The following is a 21,905-nucleotide window of genomic DNA, read 5'->3' as shown; positions in this document are numbered from 1 at the left end:
TAAAGCCATAGACAGGTCAATATTATATGGTTGCATCCTTTAAAAACAGCAAAGCAGCGCTTCTCCGGTTAATGGAAAAACGCTGCTTCGGGTGCCAAACCCTTTTCCCTTTTGTTACTTTTTCAAGTTCGCTTTATATAGCACTGTTCATTGTGTGCCAGCTATTGGTTACCATACTTGAGACTTCTACTGCCGCTCCCGCTGCCTCTCGATCATCCCCAAGTAACGATCCAACTGCTGCTCCTCCAAAGAAGCCATCATATCAGCAAAAGGCCTTAGGTCCCGATGTACAGCGTAGGCTTCCAGAGCATTAAAATAATCCAATCTGCTTTCTTTCGCAATAGAGATGGGTAAGAAGCCGTTCGCCAGCAGCTGGTAGTTCATAATCAGCCGTGATGTTCTCCCGTTCCCGTCCGCAAACGGATGGATGCGCACAAACTCCGCATGCGTCCACGCCGCGAGCTCAATGATGTTAACAGGCTTTTTATCAGCCAAATCAGCATAAAAGTTTTGCACCTGTCGGTACATCTCATTTGGTATTGGCGGTGTATGTGCAGCTCCTGAAATATATACCTCTACATTGCGGTAGACACCACCCACCATAATATTCTCCATCAGGATGGCATGAATGTCCTTGATGATGTTTTCGTCCAGCAGCAGCCCTTGCTCAATACAGGCTTTTACATGCTGGTAGGCTTTGTTATGGTTAATGACCTCGTAAATTTCCCGCAGCTTCTTCCCACCTACGGACAGCCCTTCCTCCAGTACCACCTTGGTTTCCAGAAGAGTAAGCGTGTTACCTTCAATTGCTGTGGAATTATGGGTATACTCCAGTTCAAACGCCTGTACATAACTTTTGACGGTTACTTCCGGGAGTGTATGTTTGGCCTGCTCGTATAAGGCTTTTTTACGCAGTAATTCGGGGTAGTCCACACTGCTCACTCCTTTGTGTTAGATTACCTTATTTTCACCCGATGATCTTAACCGCATTCTCTTTAATCTGCGCAACCGTCTCTACAAGTCTTCTCTGCTTCGTTCCATCGAAAAGCTTAACAAAGCTCTGAGGTTTGTCAAAAGGCGGCTTGGTCAGTTCGGTTACGTTGTCGATATAACCATTCTGCACAATGTAATCAATAACCTTTTTCACAAATACGATCTGCCCCTGACTCAGTGACTGGTCATTGATGAATTCCGAGAATGCAGCCGTTGCCGCCGCATACTCCAGCTTAGCAATTTTGCGGACCAGCAGCCCGAACGGAGTATCCTTGAATTCCCGCTCATAATCCTCTGCTGTGCCCAGCTCGCCAGTAAAAATCTTCTCCAAGGCTTCATAGTCCAGCGCCGTTAATGGAATATTATTGCGGAGCTTGTGGATTACCAGATTGTCCCGGTTTTTCTCGATATAGCGGTTGACCTTAAGCTTATAATCTTCGAAAGTATAGGCCTCATACATAGCTTTCCCTTCGTGAACTTCAAGAACCTCATCGGCAAGGTTGGTATAAATCGGATTCTTGCCTCCCTCATCCACAATGAATTTAATCAGACCACGCAACTCCTGACGTACCTTTTCAAAATCCAGCAGATTAGCGCTGTCCCAAAACTCTTCCGTCCCTATCGTCTGAATTAACGTCAGCTTGTCTCTCACCTGCGGTATAGTTGCACGCTGTAAAAGAGTTGTTGCCACATCGATCAGTTGTTTCTTCGATTTTTTGTATTGTGGCGCTTCCTCTGCCTGGGCAAGCATTAAGCCGTACAGCAAATTATCAAACCGTTTGGCATGCTCGTCTGCATCATCCATGTAAACAATGGGGGCAACATATTTAATTAGATTAGACTGGTCCTGCTCCAGCAGGCAGACAAATGCAGCTTGATGTTTATACTTCTCTATGTATTGCAGCTGCATTTTCACCGATACCAATTCCGTATTGAGTGCTTGAATTTGCCCGATTACGATCTCTATCAGGTCTGTACGAATGGATTGATAGGGTTCATCTATAAACACAGCCTGCTGCAAGTGCTGGATTAATCGTATACGCTTCGCAAAGATCACTTCGGACAAGCTGTAGGCTTCATTCCCCTGCAATCCCTCCTTGTGTTGACGGAAAAATTCGAAGTTGCCCAGATAATCAAAAATGACAAAATGAGTCTTGTCCTCTCCTTCTCCAAACAGGTCCTTACAAAGTCTTGTCCCGCGGCCAATCATCTGCCAGAACTTGGTTTTGGAACGAATCCGTTTGAAGAACACCAGATTGACGATTTCCGGCACATCTATCCCTGTATCCAGCATATCTACCGAGACGGCGATATAAGGGCTTTTGTTCGCAAGCTTGAAGTCATCAATCAGGCTTTGTGTGTAATCATCCTCGGATACAATTCGCTTGGCAAAATCCCCCTTATACTGCGGATACAGCTTGTTGAAGCGTTCCACGATATATTGAGCGTGATTTTTATTCTGAGCGAATATAATCGTTTTGCCCAGTCGGTCTCCGCCTGATACCTTGATGCCCTGGGTCATTAGATCCTCAAGCACCTGATCCACTGTGGCCTGATTAAAAATGAAATCATTAATGGCCGGAGAAGGGATGAATTCAGGCATTTCGCCATCTTCCTCTGTAAAATCCTCCTCATAGCGCGCCTTGTCATCTGCAGAGAGCGTATCATAGGTGATGCCTTGTTCCAGAACTTTCGTTGTCACTTCAATATTATGATAAGGCACCAGCACACGGTCCATCTCTACAGCCGTCTCATAGGGATAGGCATAGGTAGGCACGCCGCTCTCCATCTCGAAAAAGTCATACGTATTGCGGTCCACATCCGTCTTCGGGGTTGCGGTCAGCCCTACCACATAGCCGTCAAAATACTCAAATATGGCGCGGAATTTCTTAAAGATACTCCGGTGCGCTTCATCCACGATAATCAAGTCAAAGTGGGCGGGTGTGAAGAGCCGCTTACCGTCATCACTCTTGGCCCTGTCAATGGCATTCAGCATCGTAGGATAGGTGGAGAACACAATACGGGCCGTCTTGTCATCCTTATTGCTGAGCAGATTGCAGAGAGACATATCCGGCAGGTAGTTCTTGAAGTCGTCCTTTGCCTGTTTGACCAAAGCCTTTCGGTCAGCCAGAAAGAGGATGTTAGTCACATATCCCCCTCGGGATAACACATCGGTTAGACTGGAGGCGGTTCTGGTCTTCCCGGTACCCGTCGCCATAACCAGCAAGGAACGTCTATGACCCGTCATAATATTATCGCAAACTGCACGTATGGCTTCCTTCTGGTAGTAGCGGTCTGTGATGTTATCGTCAATGACGACCTCATCCAGAACTTTGCGTTCATTCCGCCGATTCATCAGCTTCTGCAGATCCGACTTGGAAAATACGCCGCTGACTTTGCGCTGCGGAGAGGTAACGTCATCCCAGAGATTGGTTTCGAAGCCGTTGGATGTAAACATCATAGGCCTTCTGCCGGTCATTCGCTCCAGGCAATCCGCATACAGCTTGGCCTGATGGGTGCCCGCCTTCGGGTCTTTGGAGGTGCGTTTGGCTTCAATGATCGCCAGAGGCAAGCCGTCCTTTCCGTACAGCACGTAGTCGGCATACCCTTTCCCCTCATCATTGGGCATCCCGTACAATTCGACTTCTTCTCTCGCATCATCCCCGAGTGTCCAGCCCAGCAGCTTCAAATCAACATCTATATATTTCTTGCGCGTGCGGAACTCCGAAATATCCTCCGGCGTAAAGTGGCGCTCTTCCTGGTGCTGTTCTTTGTCGGCAGTAAGCCGGTCACTCATTGCCGCGATCTGCGCGCGCAGCGCTTCGATTTCAGATTCCTTTTGCTCAATTAAGCTGTCTTTCTCCTTGATACGGGCTTCATCCAGAACCACCTTCTCTACAGGGATATTATCCTCAGCGAAATGGCGTTCTTCATAATTCACACCATAGCAATAGTCAAGCCACTGGATGAATTCAAATAATGCAGCAAGCGACAAAACGGCATCACTGGAGCTAATCGCTTTGTCTGTATGTACCGCAAGGTTCCCCAGCTTAATAATATAGGGCAGCTTCCCCCAAGTCTGGTTCTCCATTGCGAATTTGAAGGTAGGTTCATGAATAAGTGCCTGCAAATTGTCCTTGTAGGGCATAGTGATGGTGTTATCGGCAGCGTATACCCATTTCACTGCAAGCTCAAAAGCCTTACGGCTGCCCACCGCTGCCATGGCCGGAGAGGTGGCAAGCACTCTCTCCGCTTCGATGCAGGCGTTAGCAAACAACTTATATTCCGGTTGCCCTAGCAAGAACTCAAAATTTGCAGGCATTGGATTCACCTCACGGATAGAAGATGGTAAAGATATGTTGGAATACGAGCAACTGATTAGGACATGCTTCGTTATTCGAAGTACTCGCTCATTAGGCTGTCGAAGAGGTACTGCGTCTCGTCTATGGCTTTTTTGACGAGGGCTTTTTGTTCTTCGATTTTGGTTACGATGTTGGCAAATTGGGTTTGGAGTAACAAGGGGATCATTGGAACCACCAAATTCGAAATAGTACCTGCATTCAAGTTCTTCATTGTTACACCAACAGATTGATGTTCTAATATAGATCGCATCGGATCTGATGAAATAATGCGCTGTAGAACCATAGGTAAAAAATCATTTTCTATTCTGATAAACATACTTCCTGTCCCGCAAAGAAAACCTTCATTCTCCACAACCGCGCAACGCCCTATTTCCCCTCTACGTCCAACGACTATGTCCCCCTTTTCCATAACATAGCCTTTTAGTTCATTAAATTTCTCAGGACTTAAAGTCAAGTTCATATCCGGCACGATCTTGTTTCCAACTATGTGCGATGGATTGACAAGTGGAAATCCATCCTCTATATAATCCTCTACGTGAAGCAAACTACCAAATGGGCCTATCTTCACCATTGAAAAGTCACCAATATGTTTTAATTCCCATCCCTTTTCATTAGTGACAGGATTACCAAACATATCGTAAAAAGTTGATTTGATCAGATTGTCCAGCTCGGCAAGCTGCTGTTTACGCATGGCAAGCAGTTCTGCGGCGACTTCTAATGTATTGGCAATTTGTTTTTGTGTTTCGAGCGGTGGAAGTGGGATCAACATTTTTTCCATACCACCTTTTGTTGCATGAATCATTTCAATTCCCCGGCCCTGATTCATTATGGCTTTTGTACTTTGTTGAAGTAAGTAATACATATATCCTTTTTCAACATGCTCACTAAGTACGATTTTCCATATATGATAATGGTAGATAGCCCTTGGTCCATCCCATATCTTCGGTCCAAATGAAGCAGACCAAGCATATAGTAAATCTCCTTTATCACAATACTTATTTTCTTCTAGTTGTAAATCAGAGTAGTACCACCCTCTGTTAGAAAAGAAGTTACCCACTCTTAACACAGGAGTAGCCCCCTCATCCAACAATTCATCTTGCTTATATGCACGCCCATTTAGAAGCGTTACAACATCCCCCAACTTCACCTTCTCCCACTTACTCACCCAACAACCCCCTCAACTCCTCCATCTTAGAGGAAATATCAAGGCTCAACTCATCCAGACGAGTCATAATCACTTCTGGCTTGTCATACTCTACCTTTTCATACACAACCTCTTTATATCTATTTATCGACAGATCATAGTCATTCGCTTCAATCGCAGACTTGTCCACCAGGAAGCTAGGCTCTGTTGGTTGACGGTCGGCTTCACCTTCGAGGTTATGATAACGGGCGATGATATCCGGGATATCGTTAGCCGCAATAGGAGAACGTTTATCATCGAGAGAATAACCGTCCGCTTTCATATCGTAAAACCACACTTTATCCGTGCCGCCTGCATCTGTCTTGGTGAACAAGAGAATCGCCGTGCTGACCCCAGCATAAGGTTTGAACACGCCACTTGGCATGGAGATCACCGCCTGAAGCTGATGGTTCTCTACCAGTTCTTTGCGAAGAGACTTATGCGCCTTGGTCGAACCAAACAGCACGCCGTCAGGCACGATACATGCACAGCGTCCGCCTTTGCGCAGAATGCGCAGGAAGAGGGCCACGAACAAAAGCTCTGTCTTTTTGGTATCTGTGATCGTTCTTAAGTTTTCGTTGATGCTCTCCGCGTCTACTGTTCCGGTGAATGGTGGATTGGCGAGCACAATATCATAGGCGGATGCTGTATTATTTTGTCTGGACACACTGTCCACGTAATCTATATGGGGCTGGCTAATGGAATGGAGCATCAGATTCATGGCGGACAGACGCAGCATCGTTCTATCGGTATCATAACCGGAGAACATTTCACCCGAGAAATGCTCCCACTGCTCGCTGGTCATCTCAGCCTCATATTTTTCGCGGATATATTCGGCAGAAGAGACAAGGAAACCCGCTGTACCACAAGCCGGGTCAACGATCTTGTCATTTGGTGTAGGCGCAATCAGACGCACCATCAGATCGCGAATATGCTTGGGCGTTCTGAACTGGCCGTTTTGACCAGCCGAAGCCAGCTTTCCTAGCATGTACTCGTACAGGTCGCCCTGCATATCCAGGTTTTTGATATCATGTTCATACAGTTCATCAAGACCTGTGATCATCTTTTGCAATACTTGCGGGGTAGGAACCAGAAACATGGCATCCTGCATATAGCGCGAGAAGGCCGTCGTGTTCGCTCCATTCATGGCTTTGATAAACGGAAACACCTTCGTACTGACAATATCATAGATGATACGGGCATCTTTGGTTTTGAATTTACTCCAGCGCAGTTCTTGTCCCTCTTCGTTCTCAGGGAAAATCTTCGGCATCTTTTCACCGCTTAAAGCTTCAAAGCTCTCATTCTCCAGTTCCTTCTCATCCAGAGAGCGAATAAACATCAGATAGGTAAGTTGTTCAATAACGGTAAGGGGATTACTAATTCCGCCTGCCCATATATCCGACCATATTTTATCAACCTTGTTGCGAACTTCTCCTGTCAGCATGCATCTTACTCCATTCTATTTCATAATCATTCTTCATTCGATAATATCTCCTATATTATACACCTATCTCCTTAATCATTGGATATTCTATATACCTTAGAGGCTAGCTCAATGAACATCTTGCATGTTACGGAGTGATGTGACCAATCAAATTTGCTTAAATGCTTAGCATAGAACCTTCCTTCGGTTATTCCCGAGCTGGTAAATGTTATTGCGCCGAACTGCTCCAAATGATTTGGAAAGACAAGTTCGTAGACAACTCCGCTGTCACTTTCCTCACCCTTTTCCGCATGTATACTGTGTTGTGATTCACGATCAATAGCAGAGATTTCCTGGTGGTGTTCCTTGAATCGCCATAAGAATTCACTTGAAGTCACGATTCTTATGTCTGCTTCAAATTCATTTTTAATGACCAATAATGCTGAAAAGTTTGCATTACTATAGAAAATATTACTGGACTCAATATTCACATTATTGTACATACTGTCTAACTCTACTTGCATTTCCTTAATATTTAATTCATCATAAGTGTCTTTATACTGGTCAAAAATCTTCTGCAGGAACGGGTCCTTCATTTCAGCCAACAAAGCCTTAGCCTCTTTGAGCAATGGCTCCGTCTTTCTGATATCGTAGACCCATAGCAGCGAGTTTATCTTTTGGAATAAGTGAAGAATTCTCTCATTCATATAAAGTACCTGCCTAACCACCGGATAAATTTTTGCTTGTACTCCGTTCTATATTTCTTTTTAAAATCTGTACTCTTGATAATTTTAAATCCCCTCTCGAACCTCGCCAGGCTAAAACCCGTTCTGGGAACAAATAATATGTAGCGGATAAAGTGATGATTGGAACCTGAATTTTTGTTCACATCTAAATCTACCCGGGCTATAACACCAAAACCAACTGCACTCGCGTACCCGTTGCTGCTGCATTCATGCCAATACTTCAATAACTGCTCTAGAGCATCGAGAGGATATCCCTCGTCTCTCCCTAAATGCGTCTTCACTTCCAAAGGCATATCATTGGGCAAATTACTCATTGAGGAACAAGAAGTAATCCACAGTCTATCCAACTGTACCCAGTCACAATAAAACCTAAAATCCGGACATCTCAAATTGTGAGCTTTCATTCTTTGAAAAGGGATTCGAACAACCCCCATAGCAGCACCCAAAGCAGGCATAACTACGGCCTCGCCAATGTTTCCGGTTACCGCTTGAGATTTGTGTTTTTCAGAATGAATCTGTATTCTTCCAACCGAAGGTCCCGAGTACAAATTATGAATTCTCCAAATCGCTGCTCCGGTTGAATTCACATAGTCCCCATAATGAACCCCGAGGGACCTGATGAGATTGCCCGTATATACTTCTCCATAGATACCCAATTCTGATTTTGTAATACGATATGTATGTGCACGGCCAATACTGCGTGTAGGGGTAGAAGCAAGGTAGAAAGAACAATTAAACTCTATCATTTACCAACTTCCCTTCAGTATTTTATTCAGGCTGCTCTGCTACAAAAGTCCTGTTTTTGAATCTATTATAATATGCCGTTAGTCTACAATACCAATATTTTCATACTACATAAATTGAACCCGAAAGCTCGGGGAACGCGATTAGACTACTGGGCATTTAACAAGATTAAGACAAATATGACATACTGCTGTCACTGAGCTATGTTATAACACAAGTAGAAACGGCTTCGCCGTCCTTATTAGGACGGGGCCCGTTTCAGCGAGAAATAGAAGGATAATTTATAGCGTGAAGCATATAAATGCTTATATTTAAATAAAAACGAGGTGCACCGCTATGGCAAGCTATGAATATTCGTCCAAGAAGGATTTGTTGGAGGCCATCCACAGCAAATATGTGCTGCTGGATGCGGAATTTGAAGATGTCGATACGAGTCAAAAAGATGTGAGAATTCCCGGGGTGGATAAAACGCCCGCCGAGATTATCGCCTACCAGCTGGGCTGGCTTCAGCTTGTGATGGGTTGGGACAAGGATGAACGGGAGGGCAGAGCGGTTATTATGCCTTCTCCCGGCTATAAATGGAATCAGCTTGGAGGACTGTACCAGTCTTTTTACGAAGCATACGCCGAGTATTCCCTGCCCGAACTGCGGGACTTATTCCGGCAGATTGAGCAACAGTGGCTGGATTGGGTGGGCACGCTGACGGAAGAAGAACTGTTCATCCAGGGAATCCGCCAATGGACAGGCAGCAAGGAGAACTGGCCGATGGCCCGGTGGATTCATATCAATTCGGTGGCCCCGTTCACAAGCTTCCGGGCAAAAATCAGAAAGTGGAAGAAACACCTTCATCTATATAAATTGAACTTGTGATTTTTCTATTTGGGATTGGTCGTGACTCCAGAGAATGTTTGGACTTCCGGCCGCTGTTGTCTGCAGATTTCTTGATTGATTGTATACCGTTATTAACGGTTGAAATCCGCAGACAAAGGCGGACGCTACCGCTCCTACAGTTCCAAACTTCTCCTCCGCCACTTTTCCCTTATTTGTAATATTTTCAAGTTCAATTTATCTAGTGCCGCTGGACCGGCCGTCAGCCCCTTGACCGCCGTCCATCCTTTGACCATCGTCCGTCCCTTGACCGCCGTCTCTCCCTTGACCGCCGTTCCTTTGCGTTCCACCGTTCATCCCCGGAAAGCCGCCGTTTCCGTTGCCTCTGCCCCCGCCGTTAAAGTCCGTGCCGCCATTTCTTCCCGGAAACCCGTTCATCCCGGAGCCGGGGTCCGTATCCGTGATTTTTTGGGAGGTGATGGCGTCACAGGAGGCCAGCAGCACGGAACAGCTGAGCACTGCGGTCAGCAATGAGATATAGCTTTTTTGAGTCCGCATCCTAAGCCCCCCTCTTTCCAAACGTATAATCATATACGTCCTTAAATCCCATATAAGAAAATACAATCAGCAGCGGATATACCGGGTAAATGTAACGGGACTTGATTTCCCATAACAGATAGAACCCGATGAACCCCAGAATGACCAGAATCAGCGGGGTTTCCGCATACCGCTTTGCTTTTATTCCACCGATTAACCGCACAAGAATACAAGCATACATCAGGATATTCAGGACATACAGCGTCCAGAGCAGCCCGCTTCTGGCATTCGAATCCCCCTTGAACCAGTCCGAAGCAAATGTAGTGTATACATAGCGGTCCATCACAAAGCCCATTCTGCCTCCGCTGCTGGACGAACCGTCATTTCCTATGCCGTATCTCTCTATCTGGTATGTGCCTTCGGTCCAGGTCCAAATGAGCTTTTTATAATACATATTCACTAATTCGCCTGCAGTGGCCTTCGAGAACTTATCGGCAATAGACGCCTTGAACAGCCTGGTGCTTTCCGCCTTGTTATAGCCCGCATCCTGCTGATAAATGCTGTAGCTCTCCCGGTTATCCCAGAACCCGAACGTCTCCAGGTTGACGCCCATATTCAGCCACATGTAGACAGGCGCTGAGTTTTGGTTGGGGGATTCCTCCACGGTATGCGTTCCCTGCAGCACAGCATTTTGCGTCCAGCCCGGAACATTGAACAGCAGAACCGTTAGGATTACTGGAGGGATGACCTTTTTCCATCCGAGGGTCCGCATATGAAATAGAAGGGTAAGCAGAACCGTTATCAGAAAAATAACGCCGATGCTGCGGAAATAATTCCCGGCCGCCAGCAGAATGGCTGTAAGCAGGATGTCTTTATATGAAGTGGTTCTGGTGAATCTTACAGCAAAATATAATGCACTGGTCAGAAAAGCGGTAGCAATCACGTCATTATAGATGAGATTACTCATGAACAGCGAAGGAAGGTAAGTGGCAGCAAAGACCAGGACTCCATAGTCCTGTCGCTTGGATGTAGGGTTGAGCTCTTTGTATAGCAGGTAGATCATTAAAGTAGTGACGAGCGAAAACAGGATATTGAAGCTTTTGATGACCAGATAATTATCCGGGAACAGGTACAGCAGTGTCTTTAAGTACAGGACAATTGAGAATTGGAACGGGAACATGTGAAGATAACCGCTGGTGTCAAAGGAGGAATAATCGTTCCGGTACAGCATATCCCTGGCCAGCGACAGCACTGTCTGTGAATCATCCGTCGGCAAGCGGGTAAATAGAAAAATGATTACGATTTGGATCGCACAGGAAAATAACAGCGTGGCCGGAATAACAATCCTAGGGCTGTACTTATCCAGCTTCAGGCACATTCTGTACAGAACGGCGCTTAAGGCGAGGACGGCTGCGATCAGCACCATAAAAAGAACCAGCTTTTGCTTTGCCAGAACCGGCGTGTCGCCGTAAGCGAAATAGTTATACTCCGCCCGGAGAAAAAAAGACGAAGCGATAAAAAGCCCGATGAAAAAAGCCAATATCACATACAGTGTTCGTTGAATTCTCTTTACCATGGACAAACCTCCATCTGGCAGTGCTTCGTTCGGATCATCACATGCCTGAATATTTAACAGCAGTATAAGGGTCTAATCTGAAAATTTGATGAAAATCACGCAGGAACGAACAGGAACGGCGAAGAAGGAACTTACGTAAGAGATGATACGATGTTCAATACAGACGATGAAGGAGTGTATCCTATGAAAGAGCCATCCTACACAGCCAGACTTGAATTGTTTGCGCAAAATGCACAGAAGGTCAAACAAGATTTTGCCTGGAAAAATGCGCAGGTCAACCGCCTGGCGGCACTGCTGTATACTGCCGAGAACAAGATAGCCGACAGTGAGGCGATCCGCGCCAGCTTTGAACTGATTAAGGAGCATACCGGAAGCTTTTCTTCCTTCCGGAGCACTTCCGCAATTGGCCTTGCTGCCCTGCTCTCCCTGTCTGCTAATCAAGAGAAGCAGCTTGTGGACACATTGGCTGTCTATGAGCTGCTTAAGGACGCCAAGTTCAGAGGATCAGATCATCTCGTGATTGCCGCCTATCAGATTGCTGTGAATACAGCACCGGATCAATACCTGCAGACGGTAGAACGGGCAAAAGCATTCTATGAGGGCATGAAAGCCAGACATCCTTTCCTTACGGGACGGGACGACTATATTTTTGCTGCCCTGCTCGGCCTTTCCGGTATTCCTGTTGAGAGCGGACTTCTGCGCATGGAGGAGCTCTATGCTGCGCTGAAACCTGAGTTTCTGTCCGGAAACAGTGTGCAGGCGCTGACGCAGGTGCTGGTGCTTAGGGATAATGCTTCCGAAACGGCGTCCCAGGTCCTTGCACTCCGGGATGCCTTCCGGGCAAGAGGGCTTCGGCTGGATAAAGAGTATACCTTATCCTCTCTGGGCGTATTATCGCTGCTGCCTTGCGTTCATGAGGACATTGTGAACGGTGTGTCGGAAACTTATGAATTTCTGCGCACTCAAAAAGGCTTCGGCAATTGGTCCATTACGAAGCAGGAGCTGCTGCTGCTGTCGGCTGCCCTGGTGGCCTTCAATTATGTAGATAAGGCAAAAAGCGGTGTAGTCACCACGATGCTCTCCACCAACATTACTAATATTGTAATCGCGCAGCAGGCCTCGATTGCCGCTGCCGCCGCCGCATCGGCTGCTGCGGCTTCTTCCTCCAGCTGACAACTTTGGTTACGCATTCAAAAGTTCAATCGATTGTAACAAAAAATATTGGAATTCCGGTTGCTGGCTGCCTGTTAGTGATATAATCACGTTGATTTGTTCACTCCTTCCTGTATGGCAGGGTGAAAGAACACGCAGAAACAGGTGATCAGATGTTTGAACTAAAATGGCTGTGGCAGAATCTGGAGGGTAACCGGGCCCGGTACATTATGGCGCTATGCCTATCGGTGATTGGCTCCTCTCTGACGATTGTGAATCCGTACCTCAGCCAGCGTATTGTGGATACGTTTATTGCCGGAGACAATGCCGTGCAGAATCTGACGGACCAACGGGGGCTGCTCATCGCGCTCTGTCTGGGAATGATCGGTTTTTCTCTGCTGCGCACAGGTCTGGCCTATTTTACGACCATGCAGTATGAGCGGTCTTCCCAGAACATGCTGTACCGCATTCGCATTTATCTGTACAACAAGATTCAAGGGCAGGACCGGGAATATTACGATCATAACCGGACCGGCGACCTCATGACGAAGATGACGGGGGATCTGGACATGGTCCGCCACTCGATGGCGTGGATTTTCAAAACGATCATTGAATCGTTGACGATTTTTGCAGCGGCCGTGATCTATTTCTTCAGCATCGATACCGGCCTGACGTTGTGGATGCTTACCCTGTCCCCGCTTATTTTTATCGTGGCCTACATATTTGCCAAGCATGTCCGCCCCATGTATGTGGATCTCCGCGAGCGGCTGTCCCAGCTGAATACAACCACACAGGAGAATATTTCCGGCAACCGGGTGGTCAAGGCTTTTGCCCGCGAGGCGTACGAGATCGAGAAATTTACGGAAAAGAACGTCAACTACTCGACAGCAAATAAAAAAGCTGCACTTGTGTGGCTTGATTACTTTCCTTATCTCGAAACCTTTGCTCAGGCCTTCAACGTCATTCTGATGCTGGCGGGCGGGCTGTACCTGATGGACGGCCGGATCACCTTTGGTGAATTCGCAGCTTTTTCTTCCCTGGTCTGGGCTGTATCGAACCCGATGCGCAACATCGGGATCATTATCAACGACATTCAGCGCTTTTTTGCCAGCTTGACCAAAATCGTCGAAATCTATTACGCCCGGCCCGCTATAGTCAACGAGCATCAGGCCACGACCAAGCGGCGTTACGAGGGCCGGATCACGTTCGAGCATGTCACCTTCAAATATGACAGCGCTACAGTACTGGACGATGTCAGCTTTACGGTGGAACCCGGTGAAACGATTGCCATTATGGGCTCAACAGGAGCAGGCAAAACCACACTGATTAATCTGATTCCGCGTTTCTATGATGTATCCGGCGGACGTGTGCTGGTAGACGGCATTGATGTCCGTGAGCTAGAGCTTGACGAGCTGCGCGGCAACATCGGCATGGCCACCCAGGACGTTCTCCTCTTCTCCGACACTATCGACGGAAACATCGCCTATGGCGACCCTGAGCTTCCTGAAGAAGAGGTCGTGGCCTATGCCGGGCTTGCAGCCGCCCACGATTTCATAGTCAAAATGCCTGAAGGCTATGACACGGTGGTCGGGGAACGCGGGGTCGGCTTGTCAGGCGGCCAGAAGCAGCGGATTGCGCTCGCACGCGCCCTGGCGGTCCACCGGTCCATCCTGATCCTGGATGATACCACCTCTGCCGTCGATCTGGAGACCGAGGAGCACATTCAGCAAAGTCTGCGCGGGCTGGATTACCCCTGCACGAAGCTGATTATTGCGCAGCGGGTATCCACTACGGCAGAGGCTGACCGCATCCTGATTCTGGATAACGGAAGGCTGATCGAAGAAGGGACCCATGCCGAGCTGCTGGCTAAGCGGGGTTATTATTATGATGTGTTTATGCTGCAGAACGAGGGTATTGGAAGGCAGGTGATGGCTCATGGCCAGGAATAAATTCGACGTCGACGAGAATCTGGAATCGCCTTTTGACATCAGGCATTTCCGCCGGGCAATGATCTATATCAAGCGGAAAAAGAAACCGATGATTATCGCGTTTATCCTGAGCGCGCTCTCGGCAGCCATCGCCTTGTCGGCACCGCTGATCATGCAGCATGTCGTTGACGTAACCATTCCCTCCAAGGAGAAGCTGGCCCTGCTTGGCTGGTCGCTGCTGATGCTGCTAACCATTGTGGTCAGCGTTATTCTCGCTACCATCCGCTCGCGTATCATGACCCGCGTCGGACAGGATATTATTTTTGACATCCGTACGGATTTGTTTGCGCATTTGCAGCAGCTTCCATTTAAATATTACGATGACCGTCCGCAGGGCAAAATTCTGATCCGGGTCGTAAACTATGTCAACTCCGTTTCGGATGTGTTATCGAACGGTATCATCAACTTTATTCTGGAAATTGTCAATTTAATCTTTATCGCCGCCTTTATGTTCGCTGTGGATGTAAGGCTGTCCTTCGTCATTCTTGCCGGACTGCCTGTTTTCCTCGGCATCATGCTGCTGATCAAAACCCGGCAGCGCCGCGCATGGCAGGCCGTGTCCAACAAAAGCTCCAATCTGAACGCCTACATGCAGGAGAGCATCACCGGTATTGGCGTGACCCAAATTTTCTCCCGCGAGCAGCAGAATGCAGGGATTTTCACACGGCTGGCCGGCAACTTCCGCAAGGAATGGATGCGGGCGGTGTCTTATAATATGCTGATTCCTTTTTCGGTAGACAACCTGTCCACCATCGTTACGGCTCTGATTTTCCTCGTGGGTCTGCTGACTCTGGACCCCGTGGATGCAACCCTTGGCGTCATTCTGGCCATGAGCAGCTACGCCGCCCGCTTCTGGCAGCCGATTCTGAATCTGTCGAACCTGTACAACAGCTTCATCAATGCGGTAGCCTACCTGGAGCGCATCTTTGAAACGCTGGATGAACCGGTGACCGTCAGCGATATTCCGGATGCGCGGGAGCTTCCGTCCGTTCAGGGCCGGGTTACTTTTGACCATGTAACCTTCGCCTATGACCCGGGGCTCAACATCCTGGAGAATATCTCCTTCGATGTCCAGCCAGGGGAGAGCATTGCCCTGGTAGGACCGACAGGAGCAGGCAAAACCACTGTCGTCAATCTGATCTCGCGCTTTTATGACCTGACCGGGGGCAGAATTCTAATTGACGGACAGGATATCTCACAGATTACGCTGAAGTCCCTGCGCAGCCAGATGGGGATTATGCTCCAGGACAGCTTCATTTTCTCCGGCACCATTCTGGACAATATCCGTTACGGGAAGCTCGATGCCACCGAGGAGGAAGTGATTGCCGCCGCCAAGGCGGTGTGTGCCGATGATTTCATCCGTGAATTTGACCAGGGCTACCTGACCGAGGTCAATGAGCGCGGCTCTAAGCTGTCGCAGGGACAGCGGCAGCTCATCTCTTTTGCCAGAACGCTTCTGGCCGACCCGCGGATTCTCATCCTGGACGAAGCCACTTCTTCCATTGATGCGAAGACAGAACGTCTGCTGCAGAAAGGCTTGAACGAGCTGCTTAAAGGACGCACATCATTCATTATCGCGCACCGGCTCTCCACCGTTAAAAACTGCGACCGCATCATGTATGTCTCGAACAAAGGGATTGCCGAAAGCGGCTCGCATGATGAGCTGATCGCACGCCGTGGCCTCTACCACAAGCTCTATACGGCGCAGAAGATGGAAGCTTAAAACACATATTTGGATAAGGCAAACAAGCACAGGCCGTGATACAAGGCCTGTGCTTGTTTGCGCTGAAAGCTTGCTTTTCATTGCCTCATTACTTAAATAAAGGGAATCTTAACGGTCACCGTAGTGCCTTCACCGAAATTTTTTCCGTCAAAGCTGTTCTTCACTCGCTCCGAATAGTCCAATTGAACACGGAGTCTATCTTCTGGCGCGTTTGTTCAATGATTTTGTTCCCGTAATACCATGTAATTTCCTTCTGAATTCCTTCGGAGAGCATTGGTTATACTTGTAGAAAATTTTATAAAAGTTCGCCATATTCGGCATGCCCACCAAAGATGCCGTTTCCAGCACTGAAATATCCCTCGTTAATAATATAAGCTCTGCATTTACTATTTTTTTGTGATTTACATATTCTATAAAGGTCCTTCCCATAATCTTCTTAAAATACTTGCCAAAATAAAAGTAATCCAGATTCATTAACTTGGCCGCTTCCTTCATATCTACCCTGCCGTTGATGTTTTTTTCAATGTAGTCCAGCACCGGCAGCAGCTTTATAAGCTCAGAATCATTCTTTAATTCCATGAACGAACTTGTATCATTGCGGAAAAGCGCGAGTATAATCCTGTAAATAAGGCTGTGTATCGCAATTTCATAGCCTTTTTGTCTTTGGGCATATTCCTTTGAGATTTCCCGGATATGGTTGAATATCTGCTGCTTAACCTTTGGGTTCTCCGTGAATATATAATTGAGTTTGCTGTACAAACGTCCGGCTTCAGTAAAATATTTCATGTAAGAGAGGAGGTCCTGTCCAAGATACTTGAAAATGTCGAACTGCAGCACAATATACTCCATTACCCCCTCATCCTTGAATGAATGATGGGGTTCAAAGGAACCAATAATGGCGACATCTCCGGCGGACATTCTAAATACCCTGTCTTTGGTGTGAATGCTGAACTCCCCTCTGACGACTGCTATAAGCTCCAATTCATTATGGTAATGCCATTTGCCTCTGACTTCTTCATTCCGGAATTCATGCAGGACCCTGACAGGCTGCAAAGGATTATCATATGAAATTTGTTCACTAATATGACCCGCCATAGCATTCTCCTGTCATTTCGGATAGATGGATAAGCTATATTTCGTATTATAGCAAAGAGAATGGAATCCTCACTTTTTATTTTGCGATTGCTGGGTCGGACCGTAATTGGCGGCGCCGGAATATTGCACATCCTCCACAGACGGATAATATTTTGGCAGACTCAAATCTCTCTGGTACAGCCGCAAATGCTCTCCCCGCGGGAAAATATCTATTACATCGCAGCCTCTCCATGAAACTGAATATTCCTCATCACGTGCAGTCTCTTTTATGACTACGGTCTCTATAGGATGCTGCAGTTCCACGGTTGTGCCTGCCTGTACATTCCGGAATACTGCAAGGCTGCCTTCTATGGAAGGATCATATGCCAGCCCGTTCATTGTTCCTCTGATATCCCCGCCCATCCAAGGGTAGACCCTTATGGCCACATCACAATTCTGCTTGGGAGTGACGGAAATATAGCCCCGGTCCGGGTAATCCATGGTTACTGAGGCTTGTTCGGTCTCCTTATCGATGGGCATATTTACAATGACCTTTCCATTCTTGTACTCGACTGATCTGTCCCATACAATTTCCAGTGCCACAGGAGCCATTCCGACACAGCAGCCTGCAATGGAGCGAAACTTGGACAATGATATGGAATTGACCAGGGAGCCTCCGGTAAACCCGCCAATCATTCGCTTGTCCAGCTCTCTGTAGGTTATCCCATTATTGTCGGGCAGTGTATTGTCTGTAACCACATAGGATGAAACCTTCACCTGATTCTCGACCAGCTGGTTTCGTGCAAACAGGGTCATATCATTCCAGTATTCCTCATATCCCGCAAGGATCAACTCATTTGCACACTCTATCATATCTTTTATACAACAGGTTTCACAGTGTTCTTCATGCATCGGATGCCACTGCGCATATTCGGGAACCCAGCCAAAAGAGGACGACAGGGAACGGATATAGTCATATATGCCTTTGCCGGCATGGATATAGCGTTCACTGCCTGTGGCGCGGCCAAGCCTTACAAGCCCGGATGCGGCCCAGCCCGCTGAATGGACATGGCCAAAAAATTCCATTTTATAATTGAAATAACGGGAAGCACCCAGAAGATGGTTGGCAATGCCCATGGCCAAATCAAGGGCCACCTCATCACCAGCGATTTCATATCTCCGTACCAGCGCGTGAAGGATGATTGCATTCCGAATGGCCTGTTCGCCGCGTCCGGTGTGTCTGGTCAGATCAAAACCTCCGTCTTCGAGATATACATCATTGGGAAATTCGTATATAGGCTCCTGTTCTTGATAGTCCCCTGACCAGAAGGTCCGGACTTTTCTTTCGATCACAAGCGCCCGCATCCCTCTTATCAGTTCAGATGCCCTTTTGTCCGCTTCCTTATCCCCGGGATTGTTCTCTACCATCCGGTTCAGCGCCGGAAGGATATACCCCATTTCGTGGAAGGAGCTATGATTGGTGTGAGTCCATGGATAATGTTCATGAAAACGCAGCCCATGCTCTCCCCACGACTTCAATACATGCCTGTAAAATGACTGCTGGACCGCTGCTCCTTCTTCCGTTTTAAGCATTTTTCTGACCGCATCAATAGCTTCATACCAGGAACCCACCAGTTCCGCATCGTCCACCCGGCAGTGGGCGGCTTCAGCAGGCCTTTTGTGAGGCAGAACAAGCCAATAGGGCAGATTGTCATACTTCTCATCCACCATTGACGTAAGATACCCCAAAACAAGCTGCGCATTTTTCAATGGCTCAAATTTTTCATATTTCGGATTTGGCATCTGAATTCCTCCAACCGTATATTCTATTTAGTTATTGCATGGTTCAGCTAAATAGATCATACCTTTGAAGGTCATGGAATAAAATCAACCTTTTGGTCAGGTTTATATGCTTTTTTGTCCTGTCTCTTCAATGCACAAAAGGCAGCCGCACTTATAACATCCCCCTATGAACAAGCAATAACTGGCAGGAACTAATCTTTACACCGCTAAGATTCCATGATACAATCTTTACAGTGTTAAGATTGATGAAAGGAAACATTCACACGATGAAAGAAAAACCCTATCACCACGGCAATTTACGCAAGCAGCTCATCGAAACGGGTATTAGCCTTATTAACGAAGAAGGGGTAAAAAGCTTTTCCCTGCGCAGAGTCGCTGCACAGTGCAACGTCAGCCATACCGCCCCCTACAGCCATTTTAAAAATGTCGATGAACTGATTGCCGCCATGGGCGAGCATGTCACAGAGCAATTTATGGAGAGACTGCGCATATCCATTATGGGAGAGGAGGACAGCCGCGAGGCCATTTCTTTATTGGGGCAGGCATACGTAGACTTTTTCATAGAGAATCCGCAGTACTTTCAATTCCTCTACTATCATTCAGGCATAATCATTGATCTGGATAACTATAGTTCCGATAATTACCCGCCGTTCGCTCTGTTCCGGACAACGGCATTTCACATGTTCCGGAGCACCGGTCTGCCGGAAGCCTCTTATTCGCATCAACTGATTGTGCTGTGGTCCATGGTGCACGGCATCGCCTCGCTGCTCACGAATAACGGTGTCCGGTATTCCGGCAACTGGCGCGATTCTTTTTCGATCTTAACGGTACTCGATAAGGAGGATGACAAATGAAAATGATTATTCACGATCTGGATCAGCAGGAGTATGCAGCATGGGCGGAAGCTCCACAGGAGGACGTAACAGTCATATCCGATAATGGCACCATCCGCCATTGCACGGGCTGCTATGGATGCTGGGTCAGGACGCCCGGAGTCTGTGTTCTCAAGGATGGCTATCACAATATAGGCGAACTTTTTTCGAAATGCGACGAACTGATGATTATCAGCAAATGCGTGTATGGAAGCTACAGCCCCTTCATCCTCAATGTGTTAGACCGGAGCATCTCCTACGTTCTCCCTTATTTCTCCACTCAAAGCGGAGAAACCCATCACCGGAAACGTTATGATCATCAGTTCGCCCTGTCCGTACATTTTTACGGGGAAGGCCTTACGGAAGCGGAAATCGAAACGGCCAAAAAGCTGGTCGCGGCGAACAGTGCGAATTTGTATTCTACAGGAAATACGGTATATTTTCATAACAGCCTGCAAGCCGTCAAGGAGGTATTGGCATGAAAATCGCCCTGATCAACGGAAGCCCGAAGGTGAAAAAAAGCAACTCCGCCATAATGCTTGGCATACTTGAGCCGCTTATCCGCAGCGGGCATGAGATCACCACCTATCACCTGAACAAAAAACCGCTTACCCCGGAGCAATACCGCGAGCTGTGCCGCATGGATGTGCTGGTTATCGCCTTTCCGCTGTATGTAGACGGGATACCGTCACATTTGTTCAGGATGCTGGTTGCCCTTGAGGAATACATGAAAGCAGAGCGTGAGGGGGACATTTACGTATACGCCCTCATCAACAACGGTTTTTTCGAGGGGCAGCAAAATCACATTGCGCTTGAGATCATTCAGAACTGGTGCAGCCGCTGCGGCCTCCATTTCGGGCAGGGACTCGGCCAGGGCGCCGGTGAAATGATGGGCTTTCTGGAGAAGGTCCCCGTTGGCCGGGGACCGCTTAAGAATCTGGGCCATGCCATGCAGGGCCTCGCAGGCAATATCCATTCGCGCAGTGTGGATGAATCCATGCTGTTCAGCCCCAATTTCCCGCGCTTCGCCTGGAAATTCACAGCGACACATTCCTTCTGGAATGCCACCGCCAAGAAAAACGGCCTGAAGAAGAAGGATATATTGAGAAGGCTGTAGAGTGGCAGAGTTTCGCCATCATACGGACTATATAGGGGGGTTCATACGCACAGCTTCCGGACGCTTAACATCTTACATGTTTGCGTTTGAACCCTAGCTCCCCTTTACTTACCGCCTTTTGAATGCGTTCAGAAGCGAGCAGGAAGCTGCTTTTTTTCTTGTCTTTTTGCACTTCAACAGGACCTACTGTCTTTGCGGTTTCGACCGCTGCCTCATGGAGCGGCACATACGATACCCCAACGGTGTAGATAAAATTATTCATAGCGTACTTCGTCCGCTCGGGAGAGTCATGGATCGTATGTTTCACAATCTCAAGCATATGGGCAAGCTTAGTTTCGGAAAATTCATCGTCCGGGCGGTTTCCCAAAAGCCAGCAGTAACAGCTCCAGCCCGCAGACATTCTCAGCTCTTCGCCGCTTGCGATCCATTTATCCGCTACTTCTTGCGCAATATCCGCTTCTGCCAGGGTTACCGCAACCACATAATCGGACAGCATATAAAAATACGCCCCATCTATCCAACGCTCAAAATCGGCTTCAGTCATCGCTTGCGGATCAGCAATAATTCCGGCAAAATACATGGCATCGTAGTTTCCTGTAGCGTAGAGCTGCTCAGCCAAAGGCTGATTTATTTTTATTTTTTTGGCAATCGGCTTCATTTGACCTGTAGCTACGCCAAAAAGCGGTTCATGTGCGCCATTGGATTGATAGATTTTTTTGGTCCGTTCCTTGCCGAGCGCTTCAAGCTCCTGCATAACCATTTCTAAATTCATTGTTGACACTCC

The 21,905-nt window shown here is 47.6% G+C and carries 18 protein-coding genes; 7 read left to right on the top strand and 11 right to left on the bottom strand.

Translation table 11 applies throughout. From position 1 onward, the window contains the following. Positions 1-186 precede the first annotated feature (186 nt). The 6 genes from PRIO_RS04715 to PRIO_RS04690 all read right to left on the bottom strand — a co-directional run bounded on the left by PRIO_RS04715 (position 187) and on the right by PRIO_RS04690 (position 8,453). On the bottom strand, positions 187-933 hold the full coding sequence (locus PRIO_RS04715) for a Fic family protein (RefSeq protein ID WP_020428818.1): 747 nt from the start codon (positions 931-933) through the stop codon (positions 187-189). A 34-nt stretch (positions 934-967) separates the two neighbouring features. After that, entirely contained in the window at positions 968-4,315 is a 3,348-nt protein-coding gene (locus PRIO_RS04710) for a DEAD/DEAH box helicase family protein (protein WP_020428820.1), read from the bottom strand. A gap of 71 nt (positions 4,316-4,386) precedes the next feature. Further along, the gene (locus tag PRIO_RS35915) at positions 4,387-5,520 is read right to left on the bottom strand and encodes a restriction endonuclease subunit S (RefSeq protein ID WP_046501276.1); all 1,134 of its coding nucleotides are present in this window, start codon (positions 5,518-5,520) and stop codon (positions 4,387-4,389) included. Beyond that, positions 5,513-6,982, bottom strand: a complete 1,470-nt coding sequence (locus PRIO_RS04700) for a type I restriction-modification system subunit M (protein ID WP_020428824.1) — start codon at positions 6,980-6,982, stop codon at positions 5,513-5,515. The genes PRIO_RS35915 and PRIO_RS04700 overlap by 8 nt, the downstream gene beginning before the upstream one ends. A 71-nt stretch (positions 6,983-7,053) precedes the next feature. Then, a complete protein-coding gene (locus PRIO_RS04695) occupies positions 7,054-7,668 on the bottom strand; it encodes a hypothetical protein (RefSeq protein ID WP_046501273.1) in 615 nt (204 codons plus the stop codon). Continuing rightward, positions 7,665-8,453 carry a hypothetical protein gene (locus tag PRIO_RS04690; protein WP_144412087.1) on the bottom strand — a complete coding sequence of 263 codons (789 nt, stop codon included), beginning with the start codon at positions 8,451-8,453 and terminating at the stop codon, positions 7,665-7,667. The genes PRIO_RS04695 and PRIO_RS04690 overlap by 4 nt, the downstream gene beginning before the upstream one ends. Before the next feature lie 334 nt (positions 8,454-8,787). Between PRIO_RS04690 and PRIO_RS04685 the strand changes: the two genes are divergently transcribed. Further along, complete coding sequence (locus PRIO_RS04685) at positions 8,788-9,321, top strand: ClbS/DfsB family four-helix bundle protein (RefSeq protein ID WP_046501270.1); 534 nt, start codon at positions 8,788-8,790, stop codon at positions 9,319-9,321. A gap of 195 nt (positions 9,322-9,516) precedes the next feature. On the opposite strand, the gene PRIO_RS04680 is transcribed toward PRIO_RS04685, so the two are convergent. Continuing rightward, the gene (locus PRIO_RS04680) at positions 9,517-9,837 is read right to left on the bottom strand and encodes a hypothetical protein (RefSeq protein WP_046501268.1); all 321 of its coding nucleotides are present in this window, start codon (positions 9,835-9,837) and stop codon (positions 9,517-9,519) included. 1 nt (position 9,838) lies between these two features. Further along, positions 9,839-11,392, bottom strand: a complete 1,554-nt coding sequence (locus PRIO_RS04675; protein WP_020428834.1) for a glycosyltransferase family 39 protein — start codon at positions 11,390-11,392, stop codon at positions 9,839-9,841. A gap of 183 nt (positions 11,393-11,575) precedes the next feature. On the opposite strand from PRIO_RS04675, the gene PRIO_RS04670 reads away from it, so the two are divergent. The 3 genes from PRIO_RS04670 (at position 11,576) to PRIO_RS04660 (ending at position 16,255) form a co-directional block, all read left to right on the top strand. After that, entirely contained in the window at positions 11,576-12,565 is a 990-nt protein-coding gene (locus tag PRIO_RS04670; protein ID WP_046506436.1) for a DUF4003 family protein, read from the top strand. A 152-nt stretch (positions 12,566-12,717) separates the two neighbouring features. After that, entirely contained in the window at positions 12,718-14,493 is a 1,776-nt protein-coding gene (locus tag PRIO_RS04665; protein WP_020428840.1) for an ABC transporter ATP-binding protein, read from the top strand. Then, positions 14,480-16,255, top strand: coding sequence for an ABC transporter ATP-binding protein (locus PRIO_RS04660; RefSeq protein ID WP_020428842.1), 1,776 nt, complete (start codon positions 14,480-14,482; stop codon positions 16,253-16,255). Before PRIO_RS04665 ends, PRIO_RS04660 begins: the two co-directional genes overlap by 14 nt. A 195-nt stretch (positions 16,256-16,450) precedes the next feature. On the opposite strand, the gene PRIO_RS04655 is transcribed toward PRIO_RS04660, so the two are convergent. Together PRIO_RS04655 and PRIO_RS04650 are read right to left on the bottom strand one after the other, a co-directional pair. Beyond that, positions 16,451-17,350 (bottom strand): AraC family transcriptional regulator, encoded by a 900-nt coding sequence (locus tag PRIO_RS04655; protein ID WP_046501264.1) that lies wholly within the window; start codon positions 17,348-17,350, stop codon positions 16,451-16,453. 69 nt (positions 17,351-17,419) lie between these two features. Beyond that, on the bottom strand, positions 17,420-19,132 hold the full coding sequence (locus PRIO_RS04650; RefSeq protein WP_020428847.1) for a glycoside hydrolase family protein: 1,713 nt from the start codon (positions 19,130-19,132) through the stop codon (positions 17,420-17,422). 266 nt (positions 19,133-19,398) lie between these two features. Here PRIO_RS04650 and PRIO_RS04645 point away from each other — a divergent pair, with 266 nt between their 5' ends. From PRIO_RS04645 to PRIO_RS04635, 3 genes are read left to right on the top strand one after another with little or no spacing between them, the layout of a single operon-like run. After that, complete coding sequence (locus PRIO_RS04645) at positions 19,399-19,986, top strand: TetR/AcrR family transcriptional regulator (protein ID WP_020428849.1); 588 nt, start codon at positions 19,399-19,401, stop codon at positions 19,984-19,986. Further along, entirely contained in the window at positions 19,983-20,486 is a 504-nt protein-coding gene (locus PRIO_RS04640; protein ID WP_020428851.1) for a hypothetical protein, read from the top strand. The genes PRIO_RS04645 and PRIO_RS04640 overlap by 4 nt, the downstream gene beginning before the upstream one ends. Beyond that, positions 20,483-21,121: an NADPH-dependent FMN reductase family protein gene (locus PRIO_RS04635; RefSeq protein WP_046501260.1), complete on the top strand. Its 639-nt coding sequence runs from the start codon at positions 20,483-20,485 to the stop codon at positions 21,119-21,121. Before PRIO_RS04640 ends, PRIO_RS04635 begins: the two co-directional genes overlap by 4 nt. Before the next feature lie 64 nt (positions 21,122-21,185). Here the strand turns inward: PRIO_RS04635 and PRIO_RS04630 are convergent, their stop codons facing one another. Then, positions 21,186-21,893 (bottom strand): DNA alkylation repair protein, encoded by a 708-nt coding sequence (locus PRIO_RS04630; protein ID WP_020428854.1) that lies wholly within the window; start codon positions 21,891-21,893, stop codon positions 21,186-21,188. Positions 21,894-21,905 lie beyond the last annotated feature (12 nt).

This window comes from Paenibacillus riograndensis SBR5, assembly GCF_000981585.1.
In the GTDB taxonomy this organism is placed as follows: Bacteria; Bacillota; Bacilli; order Paenibacillales; family Paenibacillaceae; genus Paenibacillus_AQ; species Paenibacillus_AQ riograndensis.
Note: the sequence above shows the minus strand (reverse complement) of the source record. Positions and strands in the feature narration are given on the sequence as shown.

Excerpts from the sequence above, each read along its gene's own strand:
- PRIO_RS04650 (WP_020428847.1), bottom strand. The coding sequence starts at position 19,132 with ATGCCAAATCCGAAATATGAAAAATTTGAGCCATTGAAAAATGCGCAG.
- PRIO_RS04670 (WP_046506436.1), top strand. The coding sequence starts at position 11,576 with ATGAAAGAGCCATCCTACACAGCCAGACTTGAATTGTTTGCGCAAAAT.
- PRIO_RS04700 (WP_020428824.1), bottom strand. The coding sequence starts at position 6,982 with ATGCTGACAGGAGAAGTTCGCAACAAGGTTGATAAAATATGGTCGGAT.
- PRIO_RS04660 (WP_020428842.1), top strand. The coding sequence starts at position 14,480 with ATGGCCAGGAATAAATTCGACGTCGACGAGAATCTGGAATCGCCTTTT.
- PRIO_RS04645 (WP_020428849.1), top strand. The coding sequence starts at position 19,399 with ATGAAAGAAAAACCCTATCACCACGGCAATTTACGCAAGCAGCTCATC.
- PRIO_RS04695 (WP_046501273.1), bottom strand. The coding sequence starts at position 7,668 with ATGAATGAGAGAATTCTTCACTTATTCCAAAAGATAAACTCGCTGCTA.
- PRIO_RS04690 (WP_144412087.1), bottom strand. The coding sequence starts at position 8,453 with ATGATAGAGTTTAATTGTTCTTTCTACCTTGCTTCTACCCCTACACGC.
- PRIO_RS04710 (WP_020428820.1), bottom strand. The coding sequence starts at position 4,315 with ATGCCTGCAAATTTTGAGTTCTTGCTAGGGCAACCGGAATATAAGTTG.
- PRIO_RS04640 (WP_020428851.1), top strand. The coding sequence starts at position 19,983 with ATGAAAATGATTATTCACGATCTGGATCAGCAGGAGTATGCAGCATGG.
- PRIO_RS04675 (WP_020428834.1), bottom strand. The coding sequence starts at position 11,392 with ATGGTAAAGAGAATTCAACGAACACTGTATGTGATATTGGCTTTTTTC.
- PRIO_RS04655 (WP_046501264.1), bottom strand. The coding sequence starts at position 17,350 with ATGGCGGGTCATATTAGTGAACAAATTTCATATGATAATCCTTTGCAG.
- PRIO_RS04635 (WP_046501260.1), top strand. The coding sequence starts at position 20,483 with ATGAAAATCGCCCTGATCAACGGAAGCCCGAAGGTGAAAAAAAGCAAC.
- PRIO_RS04630 (WP_020428854.1), bottom strand. The coding sequence starts at position 21,893 with ATGAATTTAGAAATGGTTATGCAGGAGCTTGAAGCGCTCGGCAAGGAA.
- PRIO_RS04680 (WP_046501268.1), bottom strand. The coding sequence starts at position 9,837 with ATGCGGACTCAAAAAAGCTATATCTCATTGCTGACCGCAGTGCTCAGC.
- PRIO_RS04665 (WP_020428840.1), top strand. The coding sequence starts at position 12,718 with ATGTTTGAACTAAAATGGCTGTGGCAGAATCTGGAGGGTAACCGGGCC.
- PRIO_RS04685 (WP_046501270.1), top strand. The coding sequence starts at position 8,788 with ATGGCAAGCTATGAATATTCGTCCAAGAAGGATTTGTTGGAGGCCATC.